24 protein-coding genes and 1 rRNA gene are annotated in these 23,471 nt (G+C 69.8%); 15 read left to right on the top strand and 10 right to left on the bottom strand.

The annotated features are described in order from the left end of the window. The first annotated feature begins 61 nt into the window (after positions 1-61). From pstC to pstB, 3 genes are read left to right on the top strand one after another with little or no spacing between them, the layout of a single operon-like run. Positions 62-1,069 (top strand): phosphate ABC transporter permease subunit PstC, encoded by a 1,008-nt coding sequence (pstC, locus tag ACF07B_RS32250; protein ID WP_392181701.1) that lies wholly within the window; start codon positions 62-64, stop codon positions 1,067-1,069. Beyond that, the gene (pstA, locus tag ACF07B_RS32245; RefSeq protein WP_392181580.1) at positions 1,066-2,124 is read left to right on the top strand and encodes a phosphate ABC transporter permease PstA; all 1,059 of its coding nucleotides are present in this window, start codon (positions 1,066-1,068) and stop codon (positions 2,122-2,124) included. The genes pstC and pstA overlap by 4 nt, the downstream gene beginning before the upstream one ends. Before the next feature lie 48 nt (positions 2,125-2,172). Further along, positions 2,173-2,949, top strand: a complete 777-nt coding sequence (pstB, locus tag ACF07B_RS32240; RefSeq protein ID WP_362401124.1) for a phosphate ABC transporter ATP-binding protein PstB — start codon at positions 2,173-2,175, stop codon at positions 2,947-2,949. A gap of 199 nt (positions 2,950-3,148) precedes the next feature. Here the strand turns inward: pstB and ACF07B_RS32235 are convergent, their stop codons facing one another. Next, complete coding sequence (locus tag ACF07B_RS32235; RefSeq protein WP_362401121.1) at positions 3,149-4,147, bottom strand: inorganic phosphate transporter; 999 nt, start codon at positions 4,145-4,147, stop codon at positions 3,149-3,151. A 7-nt stretch (positions 4,148-4,154) separates the two neighbouring features. Next, positions 4,155-4,775 carry a DUF47 family protein gene (locus ACF07B_RS32230; protein WP_326786950.1) on the bottom strand — a complete coding sequence of 207 codons (621 nt, stop codon included), beginning with the start codon at positions 4,773-4,775 and terminating at the stop codon, positions 4,155-4,157. A 237-nt stretch (positions 4,776-5,012) separates the two neighbouring features. Between ACF07B_RS32230 and ACF07B_RS32225 the strand changes: the two genes are divergently transcribed. Further along, entirely contained in the window at positions 5,013-5,369 is a 357-nt protein-coding gene (locus ACF07B_RS32225; protein ID WP_362401117.1) for a metal-sensitive transcriptional regulator, read from the top strand. 159 nt (positions 5,370-5,528) lie between these two features. Here the strand turns inward: ACF07B_RS32225 and ACF07B_RS32220 are convergent, their stop codons facing one another. Next, positions 5,529-5,717 (bottom strand): hypothetical protein, encoded by a 189-nt coding sequence (locus tag ACF07B_RS32220; RefSeq protein ID WP_362401114.1) that lies wholly within the window; start codon positions 5,715-5,717, stop codon positions 5,529-5,531. 133 nt (positions 5,718-5,850) lie between these two features. Beyond that, a complete protein-coding gene (locus ACF07B_RS32215) occupies positions 5,851-6,684 on the bottom strand; it encodes a hypothetical protein (protein ID WP_369482928.1) in 834 nt (277 codons plus the stop codon). 645 nt (positions 6,685-7,329) lie between these two features. Here ACF07B_RS32215 and ACF07B_RS32210 point away from each other — a divergent pair. Then, on the top strand, positions 7,330-8,910 hold the full coding sequence (locus ACF07B_RS32210; RefSeq protein ID WP_392181579.1) for an FAD-binding oxidoreductase: 1,581 nt from the start codon (positions 7,330-7,332) through the stop codon (positions 8,908-8,910). Between the two features lie 45 nt (positions 8,911-8,955). Here ACF07B_RS32210 and ACF07B_RS32205 read toward each other — a convergent pair whose 3' ends face one another. The 4 genes from ACF07B_RS32205 to ACF07B_RS32190 form a co-directional block, all read right to left on the bottom strand. Further along, a complete protein-coding gene (locus ACF07B_RS32205) occupies positions 8,956-9,657 on the bottom strand; it encodes a phosphatase PAP2 family protein (RefSeq protein WP_369482930.1) in 702 nt (233 codons plus the stop codon). 191 nt (positions 9,658-9,848) lie between these two features. After that, entirely contained in the window at positions 9,849-10,856 is a 1,008-nt protein-coding gene (locus tag ACF07B_RS32200; RefSeq protein WP_362401099.1) for a bifunctional lytic transglycosylase/C40 family peptidase, read from the bottom strand. A gap of 107 nt (positions 10,857-10,963) precedes the next feature. Then, entirely contained in the window at positions 10,964-11,743 is a 780-nt protein-coding gene (locus ACF07B_RS32195) for a trypsin-like serine peptidase (protein ID WP_392181578.1), read from the bottom strand. A 141-nt stretch (positions 11,744-11,884) separates the two neighbouring features. Further along, positions 11,885-12,331 (bottom strand): ATP-binding protein, encoded by a 447-nt coding sequence (locus tag ACF07B_RS32190; RefSeq protein WP_384233760.1) that lies wholly within the window; start codon positions 12,329-12,331, stop codon positions 11,885-11,887. A gap of 209 nt (positions 12,332-12,540) precedes the next feature. On the opposite strand from ACF07B_RS32190, the gene ACF07B_RS32185 reads away from it, so the two are divergent. The 9 genes from ACF07B_RS32185 to ACF07B_RS32145 all read left to right on the top strand — a co-directional run bounded on the left by ACF07B_RS32185 (position 12,541) and on the right by ACF07B_RS32145 (position 21,675). Further along, positions 12,541-13,386, top strand: coding sequence for a helix-turn-helix domain-containing protein (locus ACF07B_RS32185; protein ID WP_392181577.1), 846 nt, complete (start codon positions 12,541-12,543; stop codon positions 13,384-13,386). Between the two features lie 11 nt (positions 13,387-13,397). Next, positions 13,398-13,592 carry a DUF397 domain-containing protein gene (locus tag ACF07B_RS32180; protein WP_392181576.1) on the top strand — a complete coding sequence of 65 codons (195 nt, stop codon included), beginning with the start codon at positions 13,398-13,400 and terminating at the stop codon, positions 13,590-13,592. Continuing rightward, positions 13,585-13,845: a DUF397 domain-containing protein gene (locus tag ACF07B_RS32175; protein WP_392181575.1), complete on the top strand. Its 261-nt coding sequence runs from the start codon at positions 13,585-13,587 to the stop codon at positions 13,843-13,845. The genes ACF07B_RS32180 and ACF07B_RS32175 overlap by 8 nt, the downstream gene beginning before the upstream one ends. A gap of 445 nt (positions 13,846-14,290) precedes the next feature. Then, entirely contained in the window at positions 14,291-14,599 is a 309-nt protein-coding gene (locus ACF07B_RS32170; RefSeq protein ID WP_037622434.1) for a hypothetical protein, read from the top strand. A 209-nt stretch (positions 14,600-14,808) separates the two neighbouring features. Continuing rightward, positions 14,809-15,663, top strand: a complete 855-nt coding sequence (locus ACF07B_RS32165) for a hypothetical protein (protein WP_392181574.1) — start codon at positions 14,809-14,811, stop codon at positions 15,661-15,663. Next, the gene (locus ACF07B_RS32160) at positions 15,653-16,972 is read left to right on the top strand and encodes a hypothetical protein (RefSeq protein ID WP_369486260.1); all 1,320 of its coding nucleotides are present in this window, start codon (positions 15,653-15,655) and stop codon (positions 16,970-16,972) included. The genes ACF07B_RS32165 and ACF07B_RS32160 overlap by 11 nt, the downstream gene beginning before the upstream one ends. Continuing rightward, positions 16,969-18,528, top strand: coding sequence for an SCO6880 family protein (locus ACF07B_RS32155; protein ID WP_362401076.1), 1,560 nt, complete (start codon positions 16,969-16,971; stop codon positions 18,526-18,528). The genes ACF07B_RS32160 and ACF07B_RS32155 overlap by 4 nt, the downstream gene beginning before the upstream one ends. Before the next feature lie 14 nt (positions 18,529-18,542). Further along, positions 18,543-19,967, top strand: coding sequence for an ATP-binding protein (locus tag ACF07B_RS32150; RefSeq protein ID WP_392181573.1), 1,425 nt, complete (start codon positions 18,543-18,545; stop codon positions 19,965-19,967). Between the two features lies 1 nt (position 19,968). Further along, on the top strand, positions 19,969-21,675 hold the full coding sequence (locus tag ACF07B_RS32145) for a type VI secretion protein (RefSeq protein WP_392181572.1): 1,707 nt from the start codon (positions 19,969-19,971) through the stop codon (positions 21,673-21,675). A gap of 64 nt (positions 21,676-21,739) precedes the next feature. Here the strand turns inward: ACF07B_RS32145 and ACF07B_RS32140 are convergent, their stop codons facing one another. Next, complete coding sequence (locus tag ACF07B_RS32140) at positions 21,740-22,300, bottom strand: GNAT family N-acetyltransferase (RefSeq protein ID WP_392181571.1); 561 nt, start codon at positions 22,298-22,300, stop codon at positions 21,740-21,742. Between the two features lie 149 nt (positions 22,301-22,449). Here ACF07B_RS32140 and ACF07B_RS32135 point away from each other — a divergent pair, with 149 nt between their 5' ends. Further along, on the top strand, positions 22,450-23,211 hold the full coding sequence (locus ACF07B_RS32135) for a CDP-alcohol phosphatidyltransferase family protein (RefSeq protein WP_392181570.1): 762 nt from the start codon (positions 22,450-22,452) through the stop codon (positions 23,209-23,211). Positions 23,212-23,378: 167 nt separating this feature from the next. On the opposite strand, the gene rrf is transcribed toward ACF07B_RS32135, so the two are convergent. Further along, positions 23,379-23,471: ribosomal RNA gene (gene rrf, locus ACF07B_RS32130) — 5S ribosomal RNA — on the bottom strand; the annotation flags it as partial.

The following is a 23,471-nucleotide window of genomic DNA, read 5'->3' as shown; positions in this document are numbered from 1 at the left end:
GTCCGGTGCACCGCCGCCTGGAGCCGCCACTCGACACGGCTCCGCAGACCGGAGACTCATGATGGACATATCGACACAGAGCACTGAAGCACCTCCCCCTGCCCCGAGGCCTTCGGATGCCGCGAGCAAGCGCGCCGCCCGCGGCGCCACCCGCCCCGGAGACCGCGTCTTCCTCGCGCTCTCCCGCGGCTCCGGCATCCTCCTCCTGGTGATCATGGCCGCCATCGCGGTCTTCCTCACCTACCGCGCCTCCCTCGCGCTCAGCAAGAACGAGGGCAACTTCCTCACCACCTTCGAGTGGAACACCAACCTCGTACCGCCGGTCTTCGGCATCGCGGTGCTGGCCTTCGGCACGGTGGTCTCCGCGGTCATCGCCATGGCCCTCGCGGTCCCGGTCGCGGTCGGCATCGCCCTGTTCATCACGCACTACGCGCCGCGCAGGCTCGGCGGACCCATCGCGTACGTGATCGACCTGCTCGCCGCCGTCCCCTCCATCGTGTACGGCCTCTGGGGCGCCATCGTCCTCGTACCGCACATGAACGGGCTGTTCGGCTGGCTCGACACCTACTTCGGCTGGACCGGCATCTTCACCTGGCAGGGCGGGGCGCCCCGCTCCATGCTCACCGTCGGCATCCTGCTCGCGATCATGGTCCTCCCGATCATCACGAACGTGAGCCGCGAGGTCTTCCGCCAGGCACCGCAGATGCACCAGGAAGCGGCACTGGCCCTCGGCGCCACGCGCTGGGAGGTCATCCGCATGTCGGTGCTGCCCTTCGGCCGCTCCGGCGTGATCTCCGCCTCGATGCTCGGCCTCGGCCGCGCGCTCGGCGAGACGATGGCCGTCGCCACCGTGCTCTCCCCGAGCTTCGGCATCCAGGCCAGCCTGCTCGATCCCGGCGGCGGCACCTTTGCGCAGAACATCGCGGCCAAGTTCAACGAGGCCACCGAGTTCGGCCAGGACGCCCTGATCGCCTCGGGTCTCGTCCTGTTCGTGATCACCCTGCTGGTCAACGGCGCGGCGCGCGTGATCATCAACCGCCGCAAGGAGTACTCGGGGGCCAACGCATGAGCAACGCACCCGTCACCCGCAAGCACGCCAGCACGCTGCGCGGCGCCCGCCTGCCCAAGTGGTCCTCCTGGGCCATCGCGGCGGGATCCGTCGCGGTCGGGGTGGGCGTCGGCCTGGCCGCCGGCCTGGACAGCAAGGTCCAGTGGGGTCTGATCTCCGCGATCCTCTTCGTCCTCGGTACGTACGTGATCGCCGCGCGCGTCGAGGGCCGCCGCCAGGCCAAGGACCGCGTCGCCACCAGTCTGGTGTGGGTCTGCTTCATCGTCGCCGTCGTCCCGCTCGTCTCCCTGGTCTGGGAGACCCTCAAGCGCGGTGTGAAGGCCTTCGACACCTACTTCCTCAGCCACTCCATGGGTGTGGTCGCCGACGCCCAGCCCGGCGGCGGCATCTACCACGCGATCATCGGCACCCTGGAGCAGGTGGGCATCGCCTCGCTCATCGCCGTGCCGATCGGCGTGCTCACCGCGATCTACCTCGTCGAGTACGGCCGCGGCGGTCTCGCCAAGGCCGTCACCTTCTTCGTCGACGTCATGACGGGTATCCCGTCGATCGTCGCCGGCCTGTTCGTCCTCAGCTTCTGGATCCTGATCCTGGGCATGGGCTACTCCGGCTTCGCCGGCGCGATGGCCCTGTCGATCCTGATGATGCCCGTGGTGGTCCGCTCCACCGAGGAGATGCTCAAGCTCGTCCCGAACGAGCTGCGCGAGGCCTCCCTGGCCCTCGGCATCCCGAAGTGGCGCACCATCCTCAAGGTGGTCCTGCCGTCGTCCATCGGCGGCATCACCACGGGCGTGATGCTCGCCGTCGCGCGCATCACCGGTGAGACCGCTCCGGTGCTGCTGCTGGTGTGGGGCACGGGCTTCATCAACAACAACCCGTTCGACGGCCCCCAGGCCTCCCTGCCGCTGTACATCTACCAGCAGTACGCGGCGGGAACCCCGGCGTCCACCGACAGGGCCTGGGCGGCCGCACTGGCGCTCATCCTGTTCGTCATGATCCTCAACATGGGAGCCCGCGCCATCGCGCGCTGGAAGGCACCCAAGACGGGCCGCTGACGCGGCCGATCAGCGACCCGATCCTTTTCGAAAGAAGCAGTGACTGACATGGCCAAGCGAATCGACGTAAGCGGTCTGACCGCCTACTACAGCGCCCACAAGGCGATCGAAGACATCTCCATGACGGTCGAGCCCCGCTCCGTGACGGCCTTCATCGGCCCCTCCGGCTGCGGCAAGTCGACCTTCCTGCGCACCCTGAACCGCATGCACGAGGTCACCCCCGGCGGGCGCGTCGAGGGCAAGGTGCTCCTGGACGACGAGGACCTGTACGGCACCGGCATAGACCCGGTCGCCGTGCGCCGCACCATCGGCATGGTCTTCCAGCGCCCCAACCCCTTCCCCACCATGTCGATCTTCGACAACGTGGCGGCGGGCCTGAAGCTGAACGGCAGCTACAAGAAGTCCGAGCTCGGCGACATCGTGGAGCGCTCCCTGAAGGGCGCGAACCTCTGGAACGAGGTCAAGGACCGGCTGAACAAGCCCGGGTCCGGCCTGTCCGGCGGCCAGCAGCAGCGTCTGTGCATCGCGCGGGCGATCGCGGTGGAGCCGCAGGTCCTCCTCATGGACGAGCCCTGCTCGGCCCTCGACCCGATCTCCACCCTCGCCATCGAGGACCTGATCGGTGAGCTGAAGGAGCGCTTCACGATCGTCATCGTGACGCACAACATGCAGCAGGCCGCGCGCGTCTCGGACCGCACCGCGTTCTTCAACCTCTCCGCGGTGGGCCAGCCCGGCCGCCTCATCGAGATCGACGACACGGAGCGCATCTTCTCCAACCCGTCCGTCCAGGCCACGGAGGACTACATCTCCGGTCGCTTCGGCTGACCGGACCGCCTCCCTGAACCCCTCGCGGTGCTGCATGGCGGTGCCACCGCGAGGACGCAAAGGGCCCGCCCCCGAGACCGGGGGCGGGCCCCTTCGCTTTCCCGGGTCCAGCCCCCGGGGCCCGGGCCCCGGAAACGCAAAAGGCCGGCCCCGAAGGACCGGCCCCGCACCGCCGGGCACCCCCAGCGGCGATCACGCCCTACAGGAACGCCAGGTTCACTACCCAGAAACTGAGCGCCGCCACGATCGCCGCGGCCGGCATGGTGATGAACCAGCCGAGGACGATGTTCTTGGCGACACCCCACCGCACGGCGTTCACCCGCTTCGTGGCCCCGACACCCATGATCGCCGAGGTGATGACATGGGTCGTGGAGATCGGCGCCTTGAAGAGGTAGGCCGACGCGAACATGATCGACGCGCCGGTCGTCTCGGCGGCGAAGCCCTGCGGCGGATCGAGCTCGATGATCTTCCGCCCGAGCGTCCGCATGATGCGCCAGCCACCCGCGTACGTCCCCAGCGACAGCATCGCCGCACAGACGATCTTCACCCAGACCGGGATCGGGTCGTTCGGACCCTGTTCGCCGGCGATGACCAGCGCCATCACCACGATGCCCATCGTCTTCTGGGCGTCCTGGAGACCGTGCCCGAGCGCCATGCCGGCCGCGGACACCGTCTGCGCGATACGGAAACCGCGCTTGGTCTTGTGCGGGTTGGACCGCCGGAAGATCCACATGATCGCGGTCATCACGAGATAGCCGACGAGCAGACCGATGACCGGCGACAGGAACATCGGGATGATGACCTTGTCGAGCAGCCCGCTCCAGTAGACCGTCGTCCCCCCGGCCAGCGCCGCGCCGACCATGCCGCCGAACAGGGCGTGCGAGGACGAGGACGGCAGACCGAAGTACCAGGTGATCAGGTTCCAGGTGATCGCGCCGACGAGCGCCGCGAAGAGGATGCCCATCCCCTTCGAGCCCTCGGGCGTCTGGATCAGCCCCTCACTGACCGTCTTGGCGACCCCGCTGCCGAGGAACGCACCGGCGAGGTTCATCACCGCGGCCATGGCGAGCGCGGCCCGCGGCGTCAGGGCACGCGTGGACACGGACGTGGCGATGGCGTTCGCCGAGTCGTGGAAGCCGTTCGTGTACGTGAATCCGAGCGCGACCCCAATGGTCACGATCAAAGCAAAGGTGTCCATGAACGGGTCAGGACTCCTTGACGGCGATGGTCTCCACCGTGTTCGCCACGTGCTCGAACGCGTCGGCCGCTTCCTCCAGCACGTCCACGATCTGCTTGAGCTTCAGCACCTCCATGGCGTCGTACTTGCCGTTGAAGAGGTGAGCCAGCAACTTCCGGTGGATCTGGTCGGCCTGGTTCTCCAGACGGTTGACCTCGATCCAGTACTCGGTGAGGTTGTCCATGGTCCGCAGGTTCGGCATGGCCTCGGCGGTCAGCTCGGCGGCGCGCGCCAGCACCTCGATCTGCTGCTCGACGCCCTTGGGCAGCTCCTCGACCTGGTACAGGACGACCAGATCGACGGCCTCCTCCATGAAGTCCATGATGTCGTCGAGGGACGAGGCGAGGTTGTAGATGTCCTCGCGGTCGAACGGCGTGATGAAGGAGGAGTTCAGCTGGTGGAAGATCGCGTGTGTCGCGTCGTCACCGGCGTGCTCCGCGGCCCGCATACGCTCTGCGATCTCGGCCCGAGCGGACGTGTCCGCCCCGAGCAGTTCCATCAGGAGCTTCGAGCCCGTGACGATGTTGTCCGCGGATGCGGAGAACATGTCATAGAAGCTCGTCTCCCTGGGGGTCAGACGAAAGCGCACGTTGGGGTCCTCGGGGTGCTTCGGTTCGGTCAGGCTGATGCTAGGCGCATCATCCGGCCACGGCTAATGGGCCGCCACCCAGTGTCGCCCATCAGGCACAGCGATCGGCACGGGGTCCGGTACGGGCGCCGGGCAAGGGCTCCTTACCCAGCAAAGTTCGGTACGATATACCCACCAGGGGTATATGTAAGCGGCGTATCAGACAGGTTCGCCGATCGAACCCAGCAGGAGGACGCGATGACGACCACCGAGGCCGGCGCACCGACGCCCTCCGGCGACGCCCAGAAGATCGTGACCGACCACGACCGCGGTGTCCACGGCTACCACCAGCAGAAGGACGAGCACCTGAAGCGGCTGCGCCGCATCGAGGGACAGATCCGCGGCCTCCAGCGGATGGTCGACGAGGACGTCTACTGCATCGACATACTCACCCAGGTGTCCGCTTCCACCAAGGCGCTCCAGTCCTTCGCCCTCCAGCTCCTGGAGGAGCACCTGCGTCACTGCGTGGCGGACGCCGCCCTCAAGGGCGGCGACGAGATCGACGCGAAGGTCGAGGAAGCGACGAAGGCGATCGGCCGCCTGCTGCGCACCTGAGCCGCCGACCCGCCCGCGGAGCGGCTGAGCGGCCCGCCGGCCGCGGAAACCACGAGAAGCACGCGAAACGTGAGAGATACGACGCATGTGACATCACCGACGCGCGCACCTCGGCCACCGGACGACGGCCGGACAGGGGCCGGAGGGGGCCGGAAAGGACTAGTCCTCCACGCCCCGCTGCCCGGGAGCGCGTTCTTCGGCCACTTTCAGGACCGCGTCGATGCTCTCCAGGCTGAGGCGGTCCTCGTGCGCCGTCGAGGCCGCGATGATCAGCTCGGCGCACAGGTCGATCTCGGCGAGGGCCACGTGGTCCTGAACTGCCGCACCGCCGACCGGAGCCACGCGCACCACCTCTTCCTGCCGTCACCGACTTCCTAGAGTAGGGAGCGGCCTACACACCGCGCATGGCACGGAAGGGCCATTTCCAGCCCTCATCCGAAGCTACGGCTCCGGATGCTCTTGCCCATCTCCCCGGAAGCCACTACTCCGCGATCTTCCCGGCGTAGATGTCCGAGGAATCCGGCAGCCGTACGACGGCGGGGCTGCCGAAGTCGTACAGCAGGAGCGTCGAGGCGACCGCGACGGTGCCCTTCCGCTGTCCGTTGACGAAGCTGAACCGGTGCCTGACCTTGCGCAGCCGCCCCTCGTCGTCGAGGTAGGCGTCGAACGGGACCTCGGTGGTGGCGAACCCCTTCGCCGCCGCCCTCAGCGCCGGCCGCTGCCCCGCCGAGGCGTCCCGCGCGGCGGTGCCGAGGTCGGCGGTCCCCCGATAGTGCCGGACGGGGATCCCGGCGATCTCGGTCGTGCCCACGTAGGTCACCGACCGCGCGCCGCGCAGCAGTTCGGCCGCGGCGTACGGGTCGGTGGCGCCCCCCGTGACCAGGTTGCCGTCCGTGAGACCGGCCGTCTCCACCCTTACCCATTTGTCGGCGGGCACCCCGGCACCCCGGTTCTTCATGAACAGAGCACCCGGGGCGAGGAGTTCGGTGATCGGGCGGTGCTCGGCCGCTCCCGCGGGGTCCTGCGGGAGCAGCACCTTCAGCCGCCCGGTCTGCTTCCTGAAGTCGTACACGCCCTGCCCGCGGATGGTGACCCGGGTCCCGCCGGTGGCCATCTCCATCGACGTGCTGGCCTTCGCGCTGCCGGCGCGCTCCAGGGCGGCCACCGCCCGACGCAGCGTCCCGACGGTGCCGGGCCCGGCACGGACGTCCTCCGCCGCCGCCCCGCCGCCCGAGCACCCGGTGCCGCAGGCGATCAGCCCCGTCGCGACGAACGCGACCAGGACCGCCGCCCGTTCCTGCTGCTGCGCCACCATCGTCCACCGACCCCCAGCCGGTCCGTCCCGGGCCTTCCCGTCGTTCCGGTTAACGACAGGTGAGGACACCCGTCACGCGGCGGGAGTCCGTTCACCGGGCTTGGGTAACGTTGTGGGTGTGGAGCAACTGGACGAGACGGACCCTCTCCCCGGTCACCGGACGACCACGGTCGAGCAGGGCCCCTTCTGTCTGGCCCGTTGCACCTGCGGCTGGCGAGGCCCTGCCCGCCGCGCCAGAAGCCAGGCCCGCACGGACGCCGACAGGCACAGCACGGGCTGAACCGGCGTACGGGCGGCGGCGACGGCGTGACCCGGAGCGGACTCCCGCGCACCACGGGTCGCTGTCAACGGCCATCTCCGGACATGGCCGCATCCACCCCTCTTCGATTGACGCTTCGAACAGCGCCGACCTAGGTTCCCCTTGATCCGAAGATCACATCGACTTCGTACAAGGGGGACCCGCTTGCGCAGGCGAACCATCGCGGCCGACGTCACGAAGCGTCGGCCGTTTCGCCCACCCCGCCGCTCCCGCCCGCCGGCGCGCGTGCCGGGACGCGCGGCTCTGTAGCGGTTCTGCGACACAGCCGCACGGAACCCCGGGGCCCGGGGGCCCGTCTCGTTCCACGGAACCTACGGGAGGCACACATGCAACGGCGTTCGTTCATCGGCGGAGCCACCGCCGTCCTCGCGGCGGCGACGACGTCCGCCTGCAACGGCAGCGACCAGGGCGGCGCCGACGGCAAGGCCGGGAGCACGAGCGCCGCGAGCGCCTCCGCCGAGAGCACCGGCATCCGAACGGCGACCGCGGCGAACCGCGCGGCCGCGAACTGGACCGCACTGTCCCACCAGCTCGACGGCGCTCTCGTCCGCCCCGGCGACCGGAGCTGGCCCGCCGCCCACCAGCTCTACAACACGCGCTTCGACAACCTGAGGCCCACCGCCGTCGCCTATGTCGCGCACGCCGACGACATCCGCACCACCATGGACTACGCCCGCGCCCACGGCGTGAAGGTCTCGATCCGCAACGGCGGCCACTCCTACGCGGGTTGGTCCTCCGGCGACGGCCGCCTGATCATCGACGTCTCCAAGCTGAACAAGATCCGCGCCTCGGCGAACGAGGCGGTCGTCGGCGCCGGTTCCAAGCTGATCGACGTCTACCGCGCGCTGGCCGCGAAGGGCGTCACCATCCCCGCCGGCTCCTGTCCCACCGTGGGCGTCTCCGGACTGACCCTGGGCGGCGGCCACGGTGTCGTGTCACGGGCGTACGGACTGACCTGCGACAGCCTCACCCAGGCGACGCTGATCACCGCCGACGGCAAGCAGCTCACCGCGAACGCGACCGAGAACAAGGACCTCTTCTGGGCGCTGCGCGGCGCCGGCAACGGCAACTTCGGCGTCGTCACCGAGCTCCGCTTCACGACGCATCCCGCGCCGCAGGGCGTCACGGCGTACATGACCTGGCCGTGGGCCAAGGCCGCCGCCGTGGTGAAGGCCTGGCAGGAGTGGGGTCCGAGCCAGCCGGACGAGATCTGGTCGTCCTGCCACCTGGCCGACGCGGCCGGCGGCACACCCACCGTCTCCGTGGCCGCCTTCTCCCTCGGCACCTACGGCGAACTCCAGAACGCCGTGGACCGGCTGGCCGACCGGATCGGCTCCCCCGCGCGCAGCGTCACGCTCAAGCGGCGCTCGTACGAGGACTCGATGGAGGTGTACGCGGGCTGCTCGTCGTTCTCGGCGGACGCCCAGTGCCACCTGCCGGGGTCGACGCCGGGCCGCAGCCCGCAGGGCGCCCTCGGCCGCGAGACGTACGCCGCCCGTTCGGACTTCTTCGACCGGTCGATATCGGCGGCCGGTGTCCAGACGCTCCTGAACCAGATCTCCGCCGTCCGCGGCGGCGCGGGCAGCATCGCGCTCACCGCGCTCGGCGGCGCCGTCAACCGCGTCGCCCCCACGTCCACCGCGTTCGTGCACCGCCGTTCGCGCATGCTCGCCCAGTACATCGTCTCCTGGCGGGCGGGCACCTCCGGGACCACCGCCCAGTCCTGGCTGACGGGCGCCCACGACGCGATGACCCGGTACGCCTCGGGCGCGGCCTACCAGAACTACACCGACGCGACGCTGACCAACTGGCGCAAGGCCTACTACGGCGACGCGGCCACCCGCCTGACGGCCCTGAAGCACCAGTACGACCCGCACCGCTTCTTCTCCTTCCCCCAGGCCCTGTAGGGGTCACCGGGGGTGCCGTGCGGGCGCCGTGGCCGGGCCCGGGAGTTACGCGGCGAGGTCCCGTTCCTCGGTGTGCTCGGTCCGCGCCCCCGGGATCAGGGCCTCCCGCCCGGCGGGTGCGGTGCCGCGCGCCCGGATCAGCCGGCCCGCGCGCGGAGCCCTCTCCACGGCCTTCATGACCGGGGTCAGCAGGGCCGTGGCGAGCGGCGACAGCAGCAGGACGACGGCCGTGCCGAGCGCGAATCCGCCGATGACGTCCGTCGGGTAGTGCACGCCCATGAAGACCCGGCAGAACCCTTCGAACAGCGCCAGCGCGATCCCGGCGAGTCCGAACCTCCGGTGGGCGACGAAGAGTCCGACGCCCACCGCCATGGTGATCGTCGCGTGGTCGCTGACGAAGGAGAAGTCGGTCTTGCCGCTCACCAGGACGTCCAGGCCCTGGTGGTCCACGAAGGGGCGCGGACGCTCCACGAACCCTCTTATCGGAACGTTCACCAGGAGCGCGATCCCGGCCGCGAGCGGTGCCCAGACGAGCGCGGCCACGGTCGCGGCCGCGTCGGCTCCGCCCCGGCGCCGCACGGAGGACCAGCACCACAGGACCAGCAGGACCATCGCGAGCAGCAGACCCCACTCGCCGACGAACTCCATGATCCGGTCCAGCCAGTGCGGCGCGTGCTTGGCCAGGCCATTGATGTCGTAGAGCAGGTCGACGTCGGGGTTCGAACCGGATTCGGCGAGTTGCGCCATGGCGCTGCGGCCCCTTCGTCGTCTTTCCCGCGACCGCGCCCTTTCGCGCGCCGCTCGATCCACCCCGTGGTTGTAGATCAGTTCTCTACGTCAAAAGGAACGCACGGTCCCCTCCCATACGTTCCACCCTCCACGGAATGATCACGCACACGTTATCGAAGAGAGATATCTCCGCAGATCAAGGGGTGGATTCATACCGAAGTGGGCAATGCTTTCGCGCCATCTTCCGTCACCCGGGTGGCCCCGAAGTAGTCGGGCGTGTCGACGGGGTCGAACCGGATGACGGCACCCGGCCGGGGAGCGTCGATCATGTATCCGCCGCCCACATAGATACCCACGTGCCGGATGGCGCGGGAGTTGGTGAGGTCGTCCGAGAAGAAGACCAGGTCCCCGGGCAGCAGTTCCTCCCGCTTGGGATGCGGGCCCGCGTTGTACTGGTCGTTGGCCACCCGCGGCAGGCTCACCCCGACGCTGTCGTACGAGGCCTTGGTCAGACCCGAGCAGTCGAACCGTCCACCCTGGTCAGCCGTGCCGTTGCCACCCCACAGATAGGGTGTGCCGAGCTTCTTCTGCGCGTACGTGATGGCCGCCGCGGCCTGCTTCGAGGGGTCCACGCGGGTCACCGGGGCCGCGAAGCTCTTCGCCAGCGTGGTGATCGTCTTCACATAGTTCCGGGTCTCCGCGTACGGCGGCACACCCCGGTACTTGATGACCGCGTAGGCGCCCGCGTTGTAGGCGGCGAGCATGTTCTCCGTGACGTTTCCCGGAGCGTTCTTCACATAGGAGGCGAGCTCGCAGTCGTACGAGGCGGCCGACGGAATCGCGTCATTCGGGTTCCATACATCGCGGACACCGTCCCCGTCGCCGTCGACCCCGTGCGTGGCCCAGGTCCCCGGAATGAATTGCGCTATCCCCTGCGCCTGCGCCGGACTCTTCGCGTTCGGATTGAATCCGCTCTCCTGATAGAGCTGGGCGGCGAGCAGGGCGGGATTGATCGCGGCGCAGAGGTTGCCCCACTTCTGCACGAGGCTCTGGTACGCGGCGGGTACCGCGCCCTTGGCGAGTCCGACCGAACCGCCGCCGATGCCGCCCGCGAGGTTCCCGGCGACCAGGTAGACCCCGACGACGAGCACCATCACGAAGCCCATCCCCGCGCCCACGGCCGCGGTCGCCACGATCCAGGCCTTACGCACCGTCAACCGCCCCTCGCCGCACAGGAGTCCGCCGCGGTCAGTGTAGAGGCGGGCCGCTGTGCGAGAGGGGTGTCGCGCGCGGGGACAAAACGGTTCGTCCCCGTGCGGGGGTGCTATCCGGCCAGGGCGGCCACGTGGTAGAGCTCCTCGGCCTCGGTGCCGAACACGGCGCTGTACGAGACGTCGTCGGTGTCCCCGCCCTGTTCGTGGCCGCCGATGACGCCGACGACCGCCCCGTCCCCGTTCACCCAGGGACTGCCGCTGGTCCCGCCGGCGAAGGCGGGGCAGGCGACGCGCTGCTGCGTGCGGCTCAGCGCGGTGGGCTTGTCGGTGCAGGTGATGGGGGTGTCGAGGGAGCCGGGATATCCGGTGACGGTGACGGCGGTGGCCCCGGTGGCGCGGTGCGCGGCGAAGGCGTTCCCGCCGCCGACGACGTCCTCGGCCTCCTCGCCGTCGCGGGTGCCGAGCACGGCGAAGCCGACGTCGCTGTCCTCGTCCTGGTCCTTGCGCCACCCCTCGGGGAGGAACACGCCCTGGACGTCCCAGAAACCGTACGGCGCCCTGCCGTCCCGGTAGCCGGGCGCGAAGGACAGTTCCGCCTCACCGTCCAGGCAGTGGGCGGCCGTGACGAGAAGGTCCCGCCCCTCACTGTGCATGACGGAGGCGGTGCAGAAGTGCCCGCCGCCGCCACCGCTCGCGGCACTCCCGTGGAACAGCGCGCCCACCCGGGCGCTCCGGCCGTTCTCGGCGGCCCGGACTGTCACGCCGAACGGCCCGGGGCCGTCGTCCGCCGCGGCGACGGACGAGGACGTCACGGCCAGCAGCACGAGGGCCGCGCCGAGCAGGGCGGGCCGCCGGGTTCCCGGGAGACGGGTGATGCGGATGCTCTTCATCGCCCCTCACCTTGCCCCGAGCGGGTGAGACAAACCTCGGACCAGTCCGAGTATCACCTGTGAACGCCGACCCCGCCCGGCCACCCGCGCTCGGCACGGCCCCACCGGCCCCGACCCGCCCCGGAGCCACCGGGAGCCGTTTCAGCCCCGCGCCTCCCCGGCGTGGCGGCACTCCGCCCACAGGAGCTTCCCGCCCCGCGACGCCCCCAGCTCACGCAGCACGGAGACCCCCCACGCGTCGGCGCAGGCCCGTACGAGGTGCAGTCCCCGGCCGTGCTCGTCGTCGTGCGCGGGCGGACCGGCGGAGGGCCCCTCCCGGAATCCCGACGGGACGGCCGGATCCGCGTCCCAGACGGCGACCCGCAGCCGGTCCGGTTCCGCCGAGAGAACGCGCAGCGCGTACGGTCCGGGCGCGTGCAGATGGGCGTTGGTCAGCAGTTCGGAGGCCAACAGCTCCGCGGTCGGCACCAGTTCGGTGAGCCCCCGGGCCGCGAGCACGGCACGCAGGGTGGCCCGGGCGATTCCCGGGGAGCGAGGATCGTGCGGGAGTTGGAGGGTGTAGGACCAGGGCGGGGATACGGTGGCCATGAAAGTCTCCGATCACGGAGGGGAGTTGACTGGTCTCGTGTCGCTACGGTGCCCAGTGACCGCGGCCGCTCCGTCGAGCGGGGTACTTCTGGGCGGGGTCCCAGCAATAAGGTAGCGGCATCTGTGAAAGGTCTTACACGGATGCGGTGAAAGTGATGATCTATCACCCGAGTGGGTGACTTGCCGCGTGAGGGAGGCGGGCCTGACCCGTGAGAAGCAACCCGACGGGTCGTCAACTCCGCTTGGGTGCCGAGCTGCGCAAGCTCCGGGAGCGCGCGGGTCTGACCTCCACCCAGGCCGGCAGGCTGCTCGGCGTCCAGCAGAACCAGATCAGCAACGTGGAGGCCGGACGCGCGGGGGTGAGCCCCGAGCGGGTGCGCACCCTGGCCGGCCATTACGCCTGCGGGGACAAGGCCCTCGTCGACGCACTCGGCGACATGACCGCCCAACGCGTCCGTGGCTGGTGGGAGGAGTACCGCGAGATCCTGCCGGGCGGGATGGTCGACCTGGCCGAGATGGAGCATCACGCCACCCGTCTGACCGCCGCGGTCACCGCTCACGTCCCCGGGCTGCTCCAGATCCACGACCACGCCCGCGAGGTCTTCCGCCAGGTCGTACCGGAACTCTCCCCGCCCGACGTCGAGCATCGGCTGTCGTTCCGGATCAAGCGTCAGACCGTCCTCTACAAGGACTCCCCCACTGCGTACCGGGCCGTCATCCACGAAGCCGCCCTGCGTATGCGGTTCGGCGGCTCCGCGGTCACACGGAAACAGCTCCGGCACATCCTCGACATGAGCGAGCGCGCGCACGTCACGGTCCGGGTCATCCCGTTCTCCGCCGGCGCCTACCCCGGGTCCGGGCAGTCGGTCCTGTACGCCCACGGAGCGGTCCCCCAGCTCGACACGGTGCACCTCGACCAGTCGCACGGCTCGGCACTGCTCGACTCCGAGGCCCAGCTCGACAAGTACCGCGTACTGCTCGACCGCATGGAGGCGACCGCCCTCCCGCCCGAGGAGTCGCAGTCGTTCGTCCACGACATCCTCAAGGACCTGTGAAGGAGTCCGCGATGCTCACACCCACCTGGCAGAAGTCCTCGTACTGCGGCGAGGGGGAAGCCTGCGTCCACGTGGCCGGAGAGAGCGCCTCCGGCGCGATCCGCCTCACCGAATCCGGTGACCCGAGCGGAGCGGTGCTCACGGCCACGCCCACGGCCTTCCGCTCCCTCCTGGGCGTCCTCAAGGAGGAACGGCCCCGTGACTGACGTCCCCGCGGACCTCGACTGGGTGCGCGCCGCCCCGGAGGACGCGACCGGCCCCGGCCCCTGGATCGAACTCGCTTTCAGTGAGAACGACTTGGTCCACATCAGGGAGACCGGCGACCCGGAGAACGTCGTCACCACCACCCGCCGGAAGTGGGACGCGTTCGTCCTGGGGGTCCGGGCGGGCGAGTTCGACCACTTCGTCGAGGGGCTGGAGGACGAGCGGCCCCCGGCTCCCGCCGAAGGCCGCTCGTAGGGTCATGACGTGAGCACGCCTGCCACGAAGCACGCGGCACCACCGGCCCGTCGCAGCGCGTCCACCCGGCGCGGACCCGACGACCCGGGGAACACCGGCACGACGCACCGTCAGAACCCCTCCGGAGCACCCGCGTCCGTTCGAATTCACACCGCGCGCGAACCGTAGAAGGGGACAACGACGGAACCACGCACCAGGTTCCGGTTCCACTTCATTGCCCGGCGTGACCACCCGTGATACACAGAGTGACGATACGACTCTTCGTACACCGCCGTACGCCTCCCGCGAGGGTCCCGCGTACGCCGGCGACAAGGAATTCGCACGAATCCCGCCAACCAATGACGTCAAGTCGACATACGAAGGCGTCATTGTCGGCGAGAATGGGCCCGACCTCTGCGCGCAGTGGCAGGGGGTGCAGAACTACCCACTAGGGGCGGTGACTTACATGCTTTTCGCAGCCGACAAGGGCGACATCAACACAATCATCGGTGGAATCGCCCCGGACTGGGGCCCCTTCGGCAGCCTGGGCAACGAAGCCAAGGTGATGGTCGAGGTGGTGATGGCGGTCGCCATCCTGCTCTGCCTCGGCATCGCGATCTGGGGTGCGGCCAAACAGCGCATCGGCGCTACCGCGCTCCGGGACACCTTCAGCGCCGAACAGGGCAAGGGGCTCATCATCGCCGGGCTCACCGGGGTCTTCATCATCGGATCCCTCGGCACGCTCTTCACCATCGTGTACGGCATGGCCGTGTAGCCCGGCCGGGCCGCGCCGCACCCGGCGCGCCGCCAGTACCCGGCCGGGCGCGCCCGGATTCTCGCTTCTCCGATCCATCTGTCCGTCGTGCCCACCGGCTGAGGTTGCAACTCCCTGATGTCCAGTCACCACACCGCGCCCGCACGGGAACCAGCACGGCTACCGTCGTACTACGTGGTTCAGCGAGAGATTGAGGGGGCGTACGCGGCATGAGTCTCGGTGACGAACCCGGGTACGGCGACGGCCCGCGCGGTGAGGACGGGGGGTACGGCGGCTCGGGCCAGACCCGCACCCGCCTGCCCGACCGTCCGGGCGACGTCTACGGCGGCGCGCGGCGCGGCCGCGGATCCTCCTCACGGAGCCTGGTCACGGTCGTCGGCGTCGTCGTCCTGCTCATCGCCGCGATCGCCTTCGCGAACCGCGGGGACGACGCGGCCTCGCCCGGCGACACCAGCGGCGACAAGGCGAAGACCTCCCCCACGGCGGCCTCCGGCAACCCCCCGGTGACCTCGAAGACAGCCGGCATCCCATCGGGCTTCGCCCACACCCAAGAGGGAGCCCAGAGCGCCGCCACGAATTACGGGGTCGCGCTGGGCTCCACCGGCATGTTCGAAGCCGACCAGCGGCACGCGATCGTCGACGCCGTGTACACGCCCGAGGTGGCAGCCGCACGGCAGCCCGACCTGGACTCGGCCTACACGAGTGAGAAGTTCCTGACGAACATCGGCCTGGACAAGAACGGCGCCGCGCCGGCCGGCCAGACCTTCATCTCGCGCATCATCCCGGTCGGCACCAAGATCAAGGACTCCAGCACGGACAGCGCCACGGTCGAACTCTGGTACACCTCGCTCTTCGGCCTGTCCGGCGACGGCTCCACCAACCCTGTGTCGGAGAGCTGGTACACGACGACCTACCAGCTGAAGTGGATCAACGGGGACTGGAAGGTCACCGACTTCACTCAGAAGGACGGCCCCGTCCCGGTGGGGCGCGACCAGAAGGCCTCCACCGCGGACGACATGACCAAGGCCGTCGAGGAGTACGGAGGGTTCACGTATGCCCGCTAACAAGCCGCGCCGTGTCCTCTCGCTCGCCGCCACGGTGGCAGCGATGCAGTCGGCCGCCGTCCTGCTGGCCACCAAGGCGGTCGCAGCCCCCAGCCCGACTCCCAGCCGCAACCCTTGTGAACTCGTCCGTGGCCCTGCCAGAAAGTATTGCGACAGCGGCACCAAGGGATCCGGTAAATCAGGTCTCACCACCGACCCCGGTGTCGGGTCCACGCTGGACCCCCTGTCCTCCCTGGCCAACGGCTGCGCCGACGCCGCCTCCTGGACCATCGACAAACTCTCCGCCGCCGTGAACGACACCGCCAACGTCGACTTCACGAACCCCAAGTTCCTCCAGCAGTACGCCGTCGTCTTCGCGGCGTCCACGATCCTGACCCTGCTGCTGTGGGTGCTGGCCGTCGCGAAACGGGCCGTACGAGGTGTCCCCCTCGGCACGGCCCTCTCCGAGGCGATCGGCTTCCTCTGGCTGACCGTGCTGGCCTCGGCGTTCACCCCGCTGATCCTCTACACGGTCGTCTCCGCGACGGACGGCGTGACGGAGGTGCTCGCCAAGACGACGGGCAACCAGACGGACGCGTTCTTCGGGACGTTCTCCGGCGCCCTGGACAAGGGCGGCAACATCGGCGGCGGCCCCATCATGCTCATCGTCGTCTCGATGGTCTCGATCCTGGCCGCCGGAATCCTCTGGCTGGAGCTGGTCATCCGGGCCGCCCTGCTCTACGTGGGCGCCCTGCTCGGCACCGTCGTCTACGCCGGCCTGGTCGACAAGAACCTGTGGAGCCACGTCCGCCGCTGGGCGGGCATCATGATCGCGGTGATCCTGGTGAAGCCGGTCATCGTGATAGTGCTCGGCCTCGCCGGAGCCCTCAGCTCCGACAACGGCCCCGACGCGTTCTCCGCCGTCGTCTCCGGGCTCGCCATCATCCTGCTCGCCATCTTCGCCAGCGCGATGATCTACCGCTTCGTACCGGGCTTCGGCGACGAGATCGCCGGCTCCCGCAACAACCGCATCATGCAGGGCGCCGAGGGCAAGGCCGCCGCCGTGATCAGCTCGCCGGCCACCCTGGTCGCGCAGGGCATCAAAACGCACAGCTCGCGCGCCGACAACAACGGCGGCGGAGGCGGCAACAGCCAGCCGCGCCCCGCCAACCCCGCGTCCGGCGGTGTGGCCGCGCACAGCAGCCGTACGCCGAACGGAGGCGGCGGATCTGTCCCCTCCGCCGCACCACCGCCGCGCAACAGCCCGATCAACACCCCGCACGCAAGCAACACCCGCAACAGCAACCGCACGGGAGGTGAAGGGCGTTGACGACCGAGTCCCACCTGTCCCATCCGGTCACGCCCCGCCGTACATATCTGATCGGCCGCGCCCGGCCGAACGCGATCGTCGGCCGGAACCGCGAGTCCGGCGAGATCGCGCTCATCATCGGCGGCGCGTTCCTGGGCATGATGTGCGGCCTGCTCGTCCCGGTGCTGTCCCTGCGGATCGTGCTGCTGATGGGCTTCCCGCTGCTCGCGCTCGCCGCGGTGTACATCCCGTACAAACGGCGCACCTTCTACAAGTGGTTCGAGATCAACCGCAGCTACAAGCGGACCCTGCGCCGGGGAACGGCCTACCGCAACCAGGTGATGGAGGCCGGCACCCACCTCGACGGCAGAGAGATCGAGATCGGACCGCCGCCCGGCATCGGGCGCATCGCCTGGCTCGCCGCCCCGTTCGGACCCGACGAGATCGCCGTCCTGCTGCACGCCGACCGCCGGACCGTCACCGCCGCCATCGAGATCGAGGGACCGGGTGTCGGTCTGCGCGACAGCGAGGACCAGGAGGCCCTCGTCGACCGCTTCGGCACGCTGCTCAAGCACGTGGCGAACGGCGACGGCTTCGTCACCCGCCTCCAGATGCTCGCCCGCACCCTCCCCGCCGACCCCGACGCCCACGCCAAGGACGTCTCCCAGCGCGGCGACGAGCGGGCCCCCGGATGGCTCCAGCAGTCGTACGACCAGCTCCAGTCGATGGTGTCCACGAGCAGCGAGCAGCACCGGGCCTACCTCGTCGCCTGCATGCACTACTCGCGTGAACTGGCCGCCGAGGGCCAGGCCATGGCGCGGGCGGCGCGGCCCCAGGGCGGACGCAAGGTCGACCGGGACGCCGGACTCGCCGTCGTCATGGCCCGCGAGCTGACCGACATCTGCTCCCGGCTCCAGGAAGCCGACATCCGCGTACGGCAGCCGCTCGGCCAGGGACGGCTGTCCTCCCTCGTGCACTCGATGTACGACCCGGACCACCCGATCGACCACATCCAGGCGATGACCAAGCGCAACGCCTGGCCGGCCGAGCTGGACGCCATGGAGCCGACGTACCTCCAGGCGAAGACCCGCGAGTCCTCCACCCGCGCGCCCTGGTGCCACGCCACGGCCTGGGTGAAGGAATGGCCGATGACCCCCGTGGGCGTCAACTTCCTCGCCCCGCTCCTCGTCCACACCCCCGACGTCATCCGCACGGTCGCCGTGACCATGGACCTCGAACCCACCGAGATCGCCATCGAGCGCATGCTGACCGAGAAGACGAACGACGAGGCCGAGGCCAGCCGCGCCGCCAAGATGAACCGCACCGTCGACCCGCGCGACATCGCCTCGCACAACCGCCTCGACCAGCGCGGCGAGGACCTGGCGAGCGGCGCCGCGGGCGTCAACCTCGTCGGCTACATCACCGTCTCCTCCCGCAACCCCGAGGCACTCGCCCGCGACAAGCGCACCATCCGCGCCTCGGCCGGCAAGTCGTATCTGAAGCTGGAGTGGTGCGACCGCGAGCACCACCGCGCCTTCGTCAACACCCTCCCGTTCGCCACCGGAATCCGCAGGTAGGGGCTGATGCACTGATGCGGGATCCGCTCTCCGCCGCGACGGACGCCTTCACGTCCTTCCTCTTCGGCAAGGTCGAGACCACCCGCCTCCCCGTGCGCACGTCCACGGGCCAGGCGCAGGCGGTCTACCTGCCCACCGCCGCACCGGGTCTCGGCGACTCGGGCGTCATCATCGGCCGCGAGGTGTACTCCGGCAAGGGCTACATCTACGACCCCTTCCAGCTCTACGGGCAGCAGCTCCCGGCCCCGCACTGGCTGGTCCTCGGCGAGTCCGGCAACGGCAAGTCGGCCCTGGAGAAGACGTACGTCCTGCGGCAGCTGCGCTTCCGCGACCGCCAGGTCGTCGTCCTCGACGCCCAGGGCGAGGACGGCGTCGGCGAATGGAACCTCATCGCGCAGGAGCTGGGGATAACTCCCATCCGGCTCGACCCCACGGCCGCCCTGGACATGGGCATCCGGCTCAACCCGCTCGACCCGACCATCACGACGACGGGCCAGCTGGCACTGCTGCGCACCATCATCGAGGTCGCGATGGGGCACAGCCTCGACGAGCGGTCCGGCTTCGCCCTGAAGGTCGCGCACGCCTACGTCAACGAGACGATCGTCGAGCGCCAGCCGGTGCTCACCGACATCGTCGAGCAGCTGCGCCACCCCGAACCGGAGTCGGCCGAGGCGATGAACGTCGCCATAGACGACGTACGGGCCTGGGGTCTGGACGTGGCCCTGGTCCTGGACCGGCTGGTCGACGGTGACCTGAGGGGCATGTTCGACGGCCCGACGACGGTCGGCATCGACCTGGACGCCCCCCTCATCGTCTTCGACCTGTCGCACATCGACCGGAACTCCATCGCCATGCCGATCCTGATGGCGATCGTCGGTGTGTGGCTGGAGCACACCTGGATCCGGCCCGACCGCAAGAAGCGCATCTTCCTGGTGGAGGAGGCGTGGCACATCATCAACAGCCCGTTCGTGGCCCAGCTCTTCCAGCGGCTGCTGAAGTTCGGGCGCCGTCTCGGTCTGTCCTTCGTGGCGGTGGTCCACCACCTGTCGGACGTCGTCGACGGAGCGGCGGCCAAGGAGGCCGCCGCGATCCTGAAGATGGCCTCGACGCGGACCATCTACGCGCAGAAGGCGGACGAGGCCCGTTCGACGGGCCGGGTCCTCGGCCTGCCCCGCTGGGCGGTCGAGATCATCCCGACGCTGACCCCGGGCATCGCGGTCTGGGACGTCAACGGCAACGTCCAGGTGGTCAAGCACCTCATCACCGAGACGGAACGCCCCCTGGTCTTCACCGACCGCGCGATGACGCAGTCGTCCGCCGACCTCATCTCCGACGACGCGATGCGCGCCGCCGAACTGGAGGCCGAGGAACGGGCCGCGGCCTTCATGGAGCACCATCTCAGCGATCTCGACGGCTCCACCGAGTCCACGGTGGCGTGAGATGAGCCAGCACCCCGACCGGCCCGCCCCCCGGCAGCAGGGGGCGGGCGGCATCCCGGACGGCCTGCTGATCGGGGTGCTGGGCTTCCTCCTGGGCATGACCCTGATGGTCTGGTCGGCGACGGGCCTCGCGGGATGGTTCTCCCGCGGCGCCTGGCCGGACGCGGTCACCTTCACCCGTACGCCCCTGGCCATGCGGCACCTGATCGGCAAGCCGCACGACATCGCCGGCGCCTGGCCCGACACCCCGGCCTCCCAGCTGTCGGGCTACGGCCTCTTCTGGGGCCTGTTCATCGGCCAGTTGATGGTGCTGCTGGTCCTCGCCGTGTTCGTGATGGGGACGATGGCGCGGTGGCGGGCGGGACGGGCGCGAAGACGAGTGCGGGGCGGGGAGGCCGAGAAGTTCGCGGACGCGCCCGACCCGGTGGTGCCGCCGGCCAGGACGGAACAGCGCCCGCTGCCCACACAGCCCCTGGAGACGGCCCACAGAACGGCCGAGACCGATCGGACGGGCACCCCGCCCCGGGAACGGCCGGGTGAGCAGACGGCCCAACAGGGAAACGGGCACCCGACCCAGCAAGGGAACGGGAACGGCCATCTGGCCTCGCAGGCGCCGACGCACGGGCTCGCGGCCTCGCAGGCACCGGCGCAGGCGCAGGTGGCCGCGCCGGCCCACGGAACCGAAAACGGCTGGGACGCCGTCACCTCCGGGACCGCACCGGCCCGCCCCGCCACGGCGTCCGGTCCCGTCACGGCACCCCAGCGGCAGCCCGCGTGGGCCTCCACGCACGCGGTCGTCCTCGCCCCCGCGGAGACCCGCCACCCCACCGCGGCCCAGGCCGTACGCGACGCCGAGGGCCCGGCCCTCGTCATCACCTCCGACCCCCGCACCTGGTCGGAGACCAAGGACGCCCGCGCCAAACTGGGCCCGGTCCTCCTCTACGACCCGGCCCACCTCTGCGACACCCCGGCCCGGCTGCACTGGTCCCCCTCGGCAGGCTGCGAGGACAAGGAGACGGCGGCGGCCAGAGCGGCCGCCCTCCTCGCCCCGGTGCGCCCCTCCGCCAAGGCGGACCAGGCGATGGCCGATGTCGCTGAGACACTCATGCGCAGCTATCTGCACGCCGCCGCGGTGGAGGGCAAGGCCTTCCGCCACGTCCACCGCTGGGCCCAGGGCTCACAGGTGCAGGACGCCGTACGAGCCCTGCGCACGAATCCGCGGGCCGCGTCCGGCGCCGCGGGCGAGCTGGAGGCCGCGCTCGTCTCGCACCCCGAACGCCGCGACATCGCACAGGAGCTGACCGCCAGGGCTCTGTCGGCGCTCGGCACGGTCAACATCCGAGAATCCTGCACTCCGAACCGAAATGACAGCCTCGCCTTGGATTCCTTCGTCAACGAAGGGGGCACGCTTTATCTGATCGGTGAACCCCTCGAGGACCCCAAGGCAGGCCCCGGCGCCATGCCTCTGCTGACGGCCCTCGCCTCAAGCGTGGTCGAGCGTGGCCGGCGCATGGCCGAACGGTCATCCTCCGGTCGGCTCGACCCACCACTTACGCTCGTCCTGGACGACATCGCGGCCGTGGCCCCGCTCCCCCAGCTCCCCGATCTCCTGGCCACGGGCCCGGCTCGCGGACTGCCGACGCTGGCTCTCCTCCGCTCCCGCGAACAACTCCGTTCACGCTGGCCGCAGTACGAACTGCCGACCTGACCCGGTAGACGCCTGCCCTGAGACAGACCCGCCCCGCGACCGGACCTGCTGCCTGCGGGCCGCGCTACCCCCGGGTGATGGCGAACTCCAGCTCCAGCTCGCCGGTGTCACCCGGCATCGGCACCGTCTCCCCGGTGGGCAGGAAACCCGTCTTCCGGTAGAACGCCTCGGCACGGCCGTTCTTCTCGTGAACGAACAGCCGCACGCGTTCGAGCCCGGCCTCCCAGGACCACGCGAGAGCGGCGTCGAAGAGCCCGCGGGTCACCCCGGCCCGACTCCCCCGGTACTCGGGCCGTACGTACACCCCCACCAGATGCCCCTGCCGCAGCTCGGGCACCGTCCCGAACGCGTCCGGCACCCCGGCCTCCTCGACCAGCACGGTCACGGTCCCGGCCCAGACCCCGTCCTCGCCCACGGCCACGATCTGCTGCCGCGCGGTGGCATCGACAGCCGCCCCGGACGCCCGCTCCTGCCAGAAACCGTCCGACCTGGCCACCGCATCCTCGTAGGTCTCCAGGAACGCGAGATGGGCGACGGGGTCCAGCAGGGCTTCGAGCCTGAGCTCCTTCACCTGCCGCCACTCATCGGAACGTATGGAACGGATCACGAGGGCAACGGAGTTCATGCCGTCACCGTAGTACGCGCATACGGCCGGGCTCACCTGATATCCACCCTGCCGACCACCGCCGGCCCGGCCACCGTCATGCTCTTCCCTGTACGGCATTGTGAGCCGACCGATCCGATCAAGAGCAAGCTCGCCAGGGAGAACACCGCATGGCCAAAGTCCAACTAGAGGAACTCCGCAGCGTCATCCACCCCACGGGCAAACTGGACAGCCGGGCGGAGCACTGGGCCGGACGCCTCTACATGAGGTCCCTCTCCCTGCGGGTGACCCGCCATCTCGTCGACGCCCGTATCTCGCCGAACCAGATCACCGTGATCATGGTCTTCGCGGGGATGCTCTCCGGAGTCGCCCTGATCCTGCCGGGCCTCGGTGGCGCCGTTCTCTCCGTCGTCTTCATGCAGCTGTATCTGCTGCTCGACTGCGTGGACGGCGAAGTGGCCCGCTGGCGGCGCCAGTTCAGCCCGCTCGGCGTCTACCTCGACCGCCTCGGCGCCTACCTCGCCGATGCCGCCGTGATGGTGGGCATGGGCATCCGCGCCGCCCAACTCGGCCTCAATCTCTACCTGATCGCCGGTCTGGCAGCGGCGATCGGCGTCCTGCTCCTGAAGTCGTCCTCCGACCTCGTGCACGTGGCCCGGTCCGACAGCGGCATGGAGAAGGCCACCGACGCTTCCGTCGTCCCGCGCTCCACCGGTCTCGCGCAGGTCCGCCGACTGGCCTCGGCCGTGGGCCTCCACCGCCTGGTCAACGGCATCGAGTGCACCATCCTGCTGCTCGTCACCGCGGTCGTCGACCTGGCGCTCGGCGATCTGACGGCCACGCGGATCGCGACCGTCGCCGTGACGGCGATCGTGTGGCTGCTCGTGCCGGCGCACATCGTCTCGATCGTCGCGTCGTCCCGCCTGAAGTAGCCGCAAGGCAACCGCGCCACGAGAAAAGGGGCGGTCTCCTCAGGAGGCCGCCCCTTTTCTCAGACGCGAGAAATACCTTTCGGAAATACCCTTGGAATGCGATTTTCCCCGGGAACGCAGAAAACCCCCGGACCGGTATCCCCGGTCCGGGGGTTTTCTCAAAAATTGTTCGGCGGCGTCCTACTCTCCCACAGGGTCCCCCCTGCAGTACCATCGGCGCTGTGAGGCTTAGCTTCCGGGTTCGGAATGTAACCGGGCGT

This window comes from Streptomyces sp. NPDC015532 (assembly GCF_043078065.1).
GTDB lineage: Bacteria > Actinomycetota > Actinomycetes > Streptomycetales > Streptomycetaceae > Streptomyces.
The sequence above is the reverse complement of the archived record's forward strand: the minus strand, read 5'-3'. Positions and strand labels throughout refer to the sequence as shown.

What these genes read in the sequence shown, in the direction of transcription:
- ACF07B_RS32235 (WP_362401121.1), bottom strand. Translation starts at nt 4,147, where the DNA reads ATGGACACCTTTGCTTTGATCGTGACCATTGGGGTCGCGCTCGGATTC.
- pstC (WP_392181701.1), top strand. Translation starts at nt 62, where the DNA reads ATGGACATATCGACACAGAGCACTGAAGCACCTCCCCCTGCCCCGAGG.
- ACF07B_RS32150 (WP_392181573.1), top strand. Translation starts at nt 18,543, where the DNA reads ATGCGGGATCCGCTCTCCGCCGCGACGGACGCCTTCACGTCCTTCCTC.
- pstB (WP_362401124.1), top strand. Translation starts at nt 2,173, where the DNA reads ATGGCCAAGCGAATCGACGTAAGCGGTCTGACCGCCTACTACAGCGCC.
- ACF07B_RS32210 (WP_392181579.1), top strand. Translation starts at nt 7,330, where the DNA reads ATGCAACGGCGTTCGTTCATCGGCGGAGCCACCGCCGTCCTCGCGGCG.
- ACF07B_RS32170 (WP_037622434.1), top strand. Translation starts at nt 14,291, where the DNA reads ATGCTTTTCGCAGCCGACAAGGGCGACATCAACACAATCATCGGTGGA.
- ACF07B_RS32160 (WP_369486260.1), top strand. Translation starts at nt 15,653, where the DNA reads ATGCCCGCTAACAAGCCGCGCCGTGTCCTCTCGCTCGCCGCCACGGTG.
- ACF07B_RS32135 (WP_392181570.1), top strand. Translation starts at nt 22,450, where the DNA reads ATGGCCAAAGTCCAACTAGAGGAACTCCGCAGCGTCATCCACCCCACG.
- ACF07B_RS32145 (WP_392181572.1), top strand. Translation starts at nt 19,969, where the DNA reads ATGAGCCAGCACCCCGACCGGCCCGCCCCCCGGCAGCAGGGGGCGGGC.
- ACF07B_RS32140 (WP_392181571.1), bottom strand. Translation starts at nt 22,300, where the DNA reads ATGAACTCCGTTGCCCTCGTGATCCGTTCCATACGTTCCGATGAGTGG.
- ACF07B_RS32205 (WP_369482930.1), bottom strand. Translation starts at nt 9,657, where the DNA reads ATGGCGCAACTCGCCGAATCCGGTTCGAACCCCGACGTCGACCTGCTC.
- ACF07B_RS32190 (WP_384233760.1), bottom strand. Translation starts at nt 12,331, where the DNA reads ATGGCCACCGTATCCCCGCCCTGGTCCTACACCCTCCAACTCCCGCAC.
- pstA (WP_392181580.1), top strand. Translation starts at nt 1,066, where the DNA reads ATGAGCAACGCACCCGTCACCCGCAAGCACGCCAGCACGCTGCGCGGC.
- ACF07B_RS32225 (WP_362401117.1), top strand. Translation starts at nt 5,013, where the DNA reads ATGACGACCACCGAGGCCGGCGCACCGACGCCCTCCGGCGACGCCCAG.
- ACF07B_RS32215 (WP_369482928.1), bottom strand. Translation starts at nt 6,684, where the DNA reads ATGGTGGCGCAGCAGCAGGAACGGGCGGCGGTCCTGGTCGCGTTCGTC.
- ACF07B_RS32165 (WP_392181574.1), top strand. Translation starts at nt 14,809, where the DNA reads ATGAGTCTCGGTGACGAACCCGGGTACGGCGACGGCCCGCGCGGTGAG.
- ACF07B_RS32195 (WP_392181578.1), bottom strand. Translation starts at nt 11,743, where the DNA reads ATGAAGAGCATCCGCATCACCCGTCTCCCGGGAACCCGGCGGCCCGCC.
- ACF07B_RS32180 (WP_392181576.1), top strand. Translation starts at nt 13,398, where the DNA reads ATGCTCACACCCACCTGGCAGAAGTCCTCGTACTGCGGCGAGGGGGAA.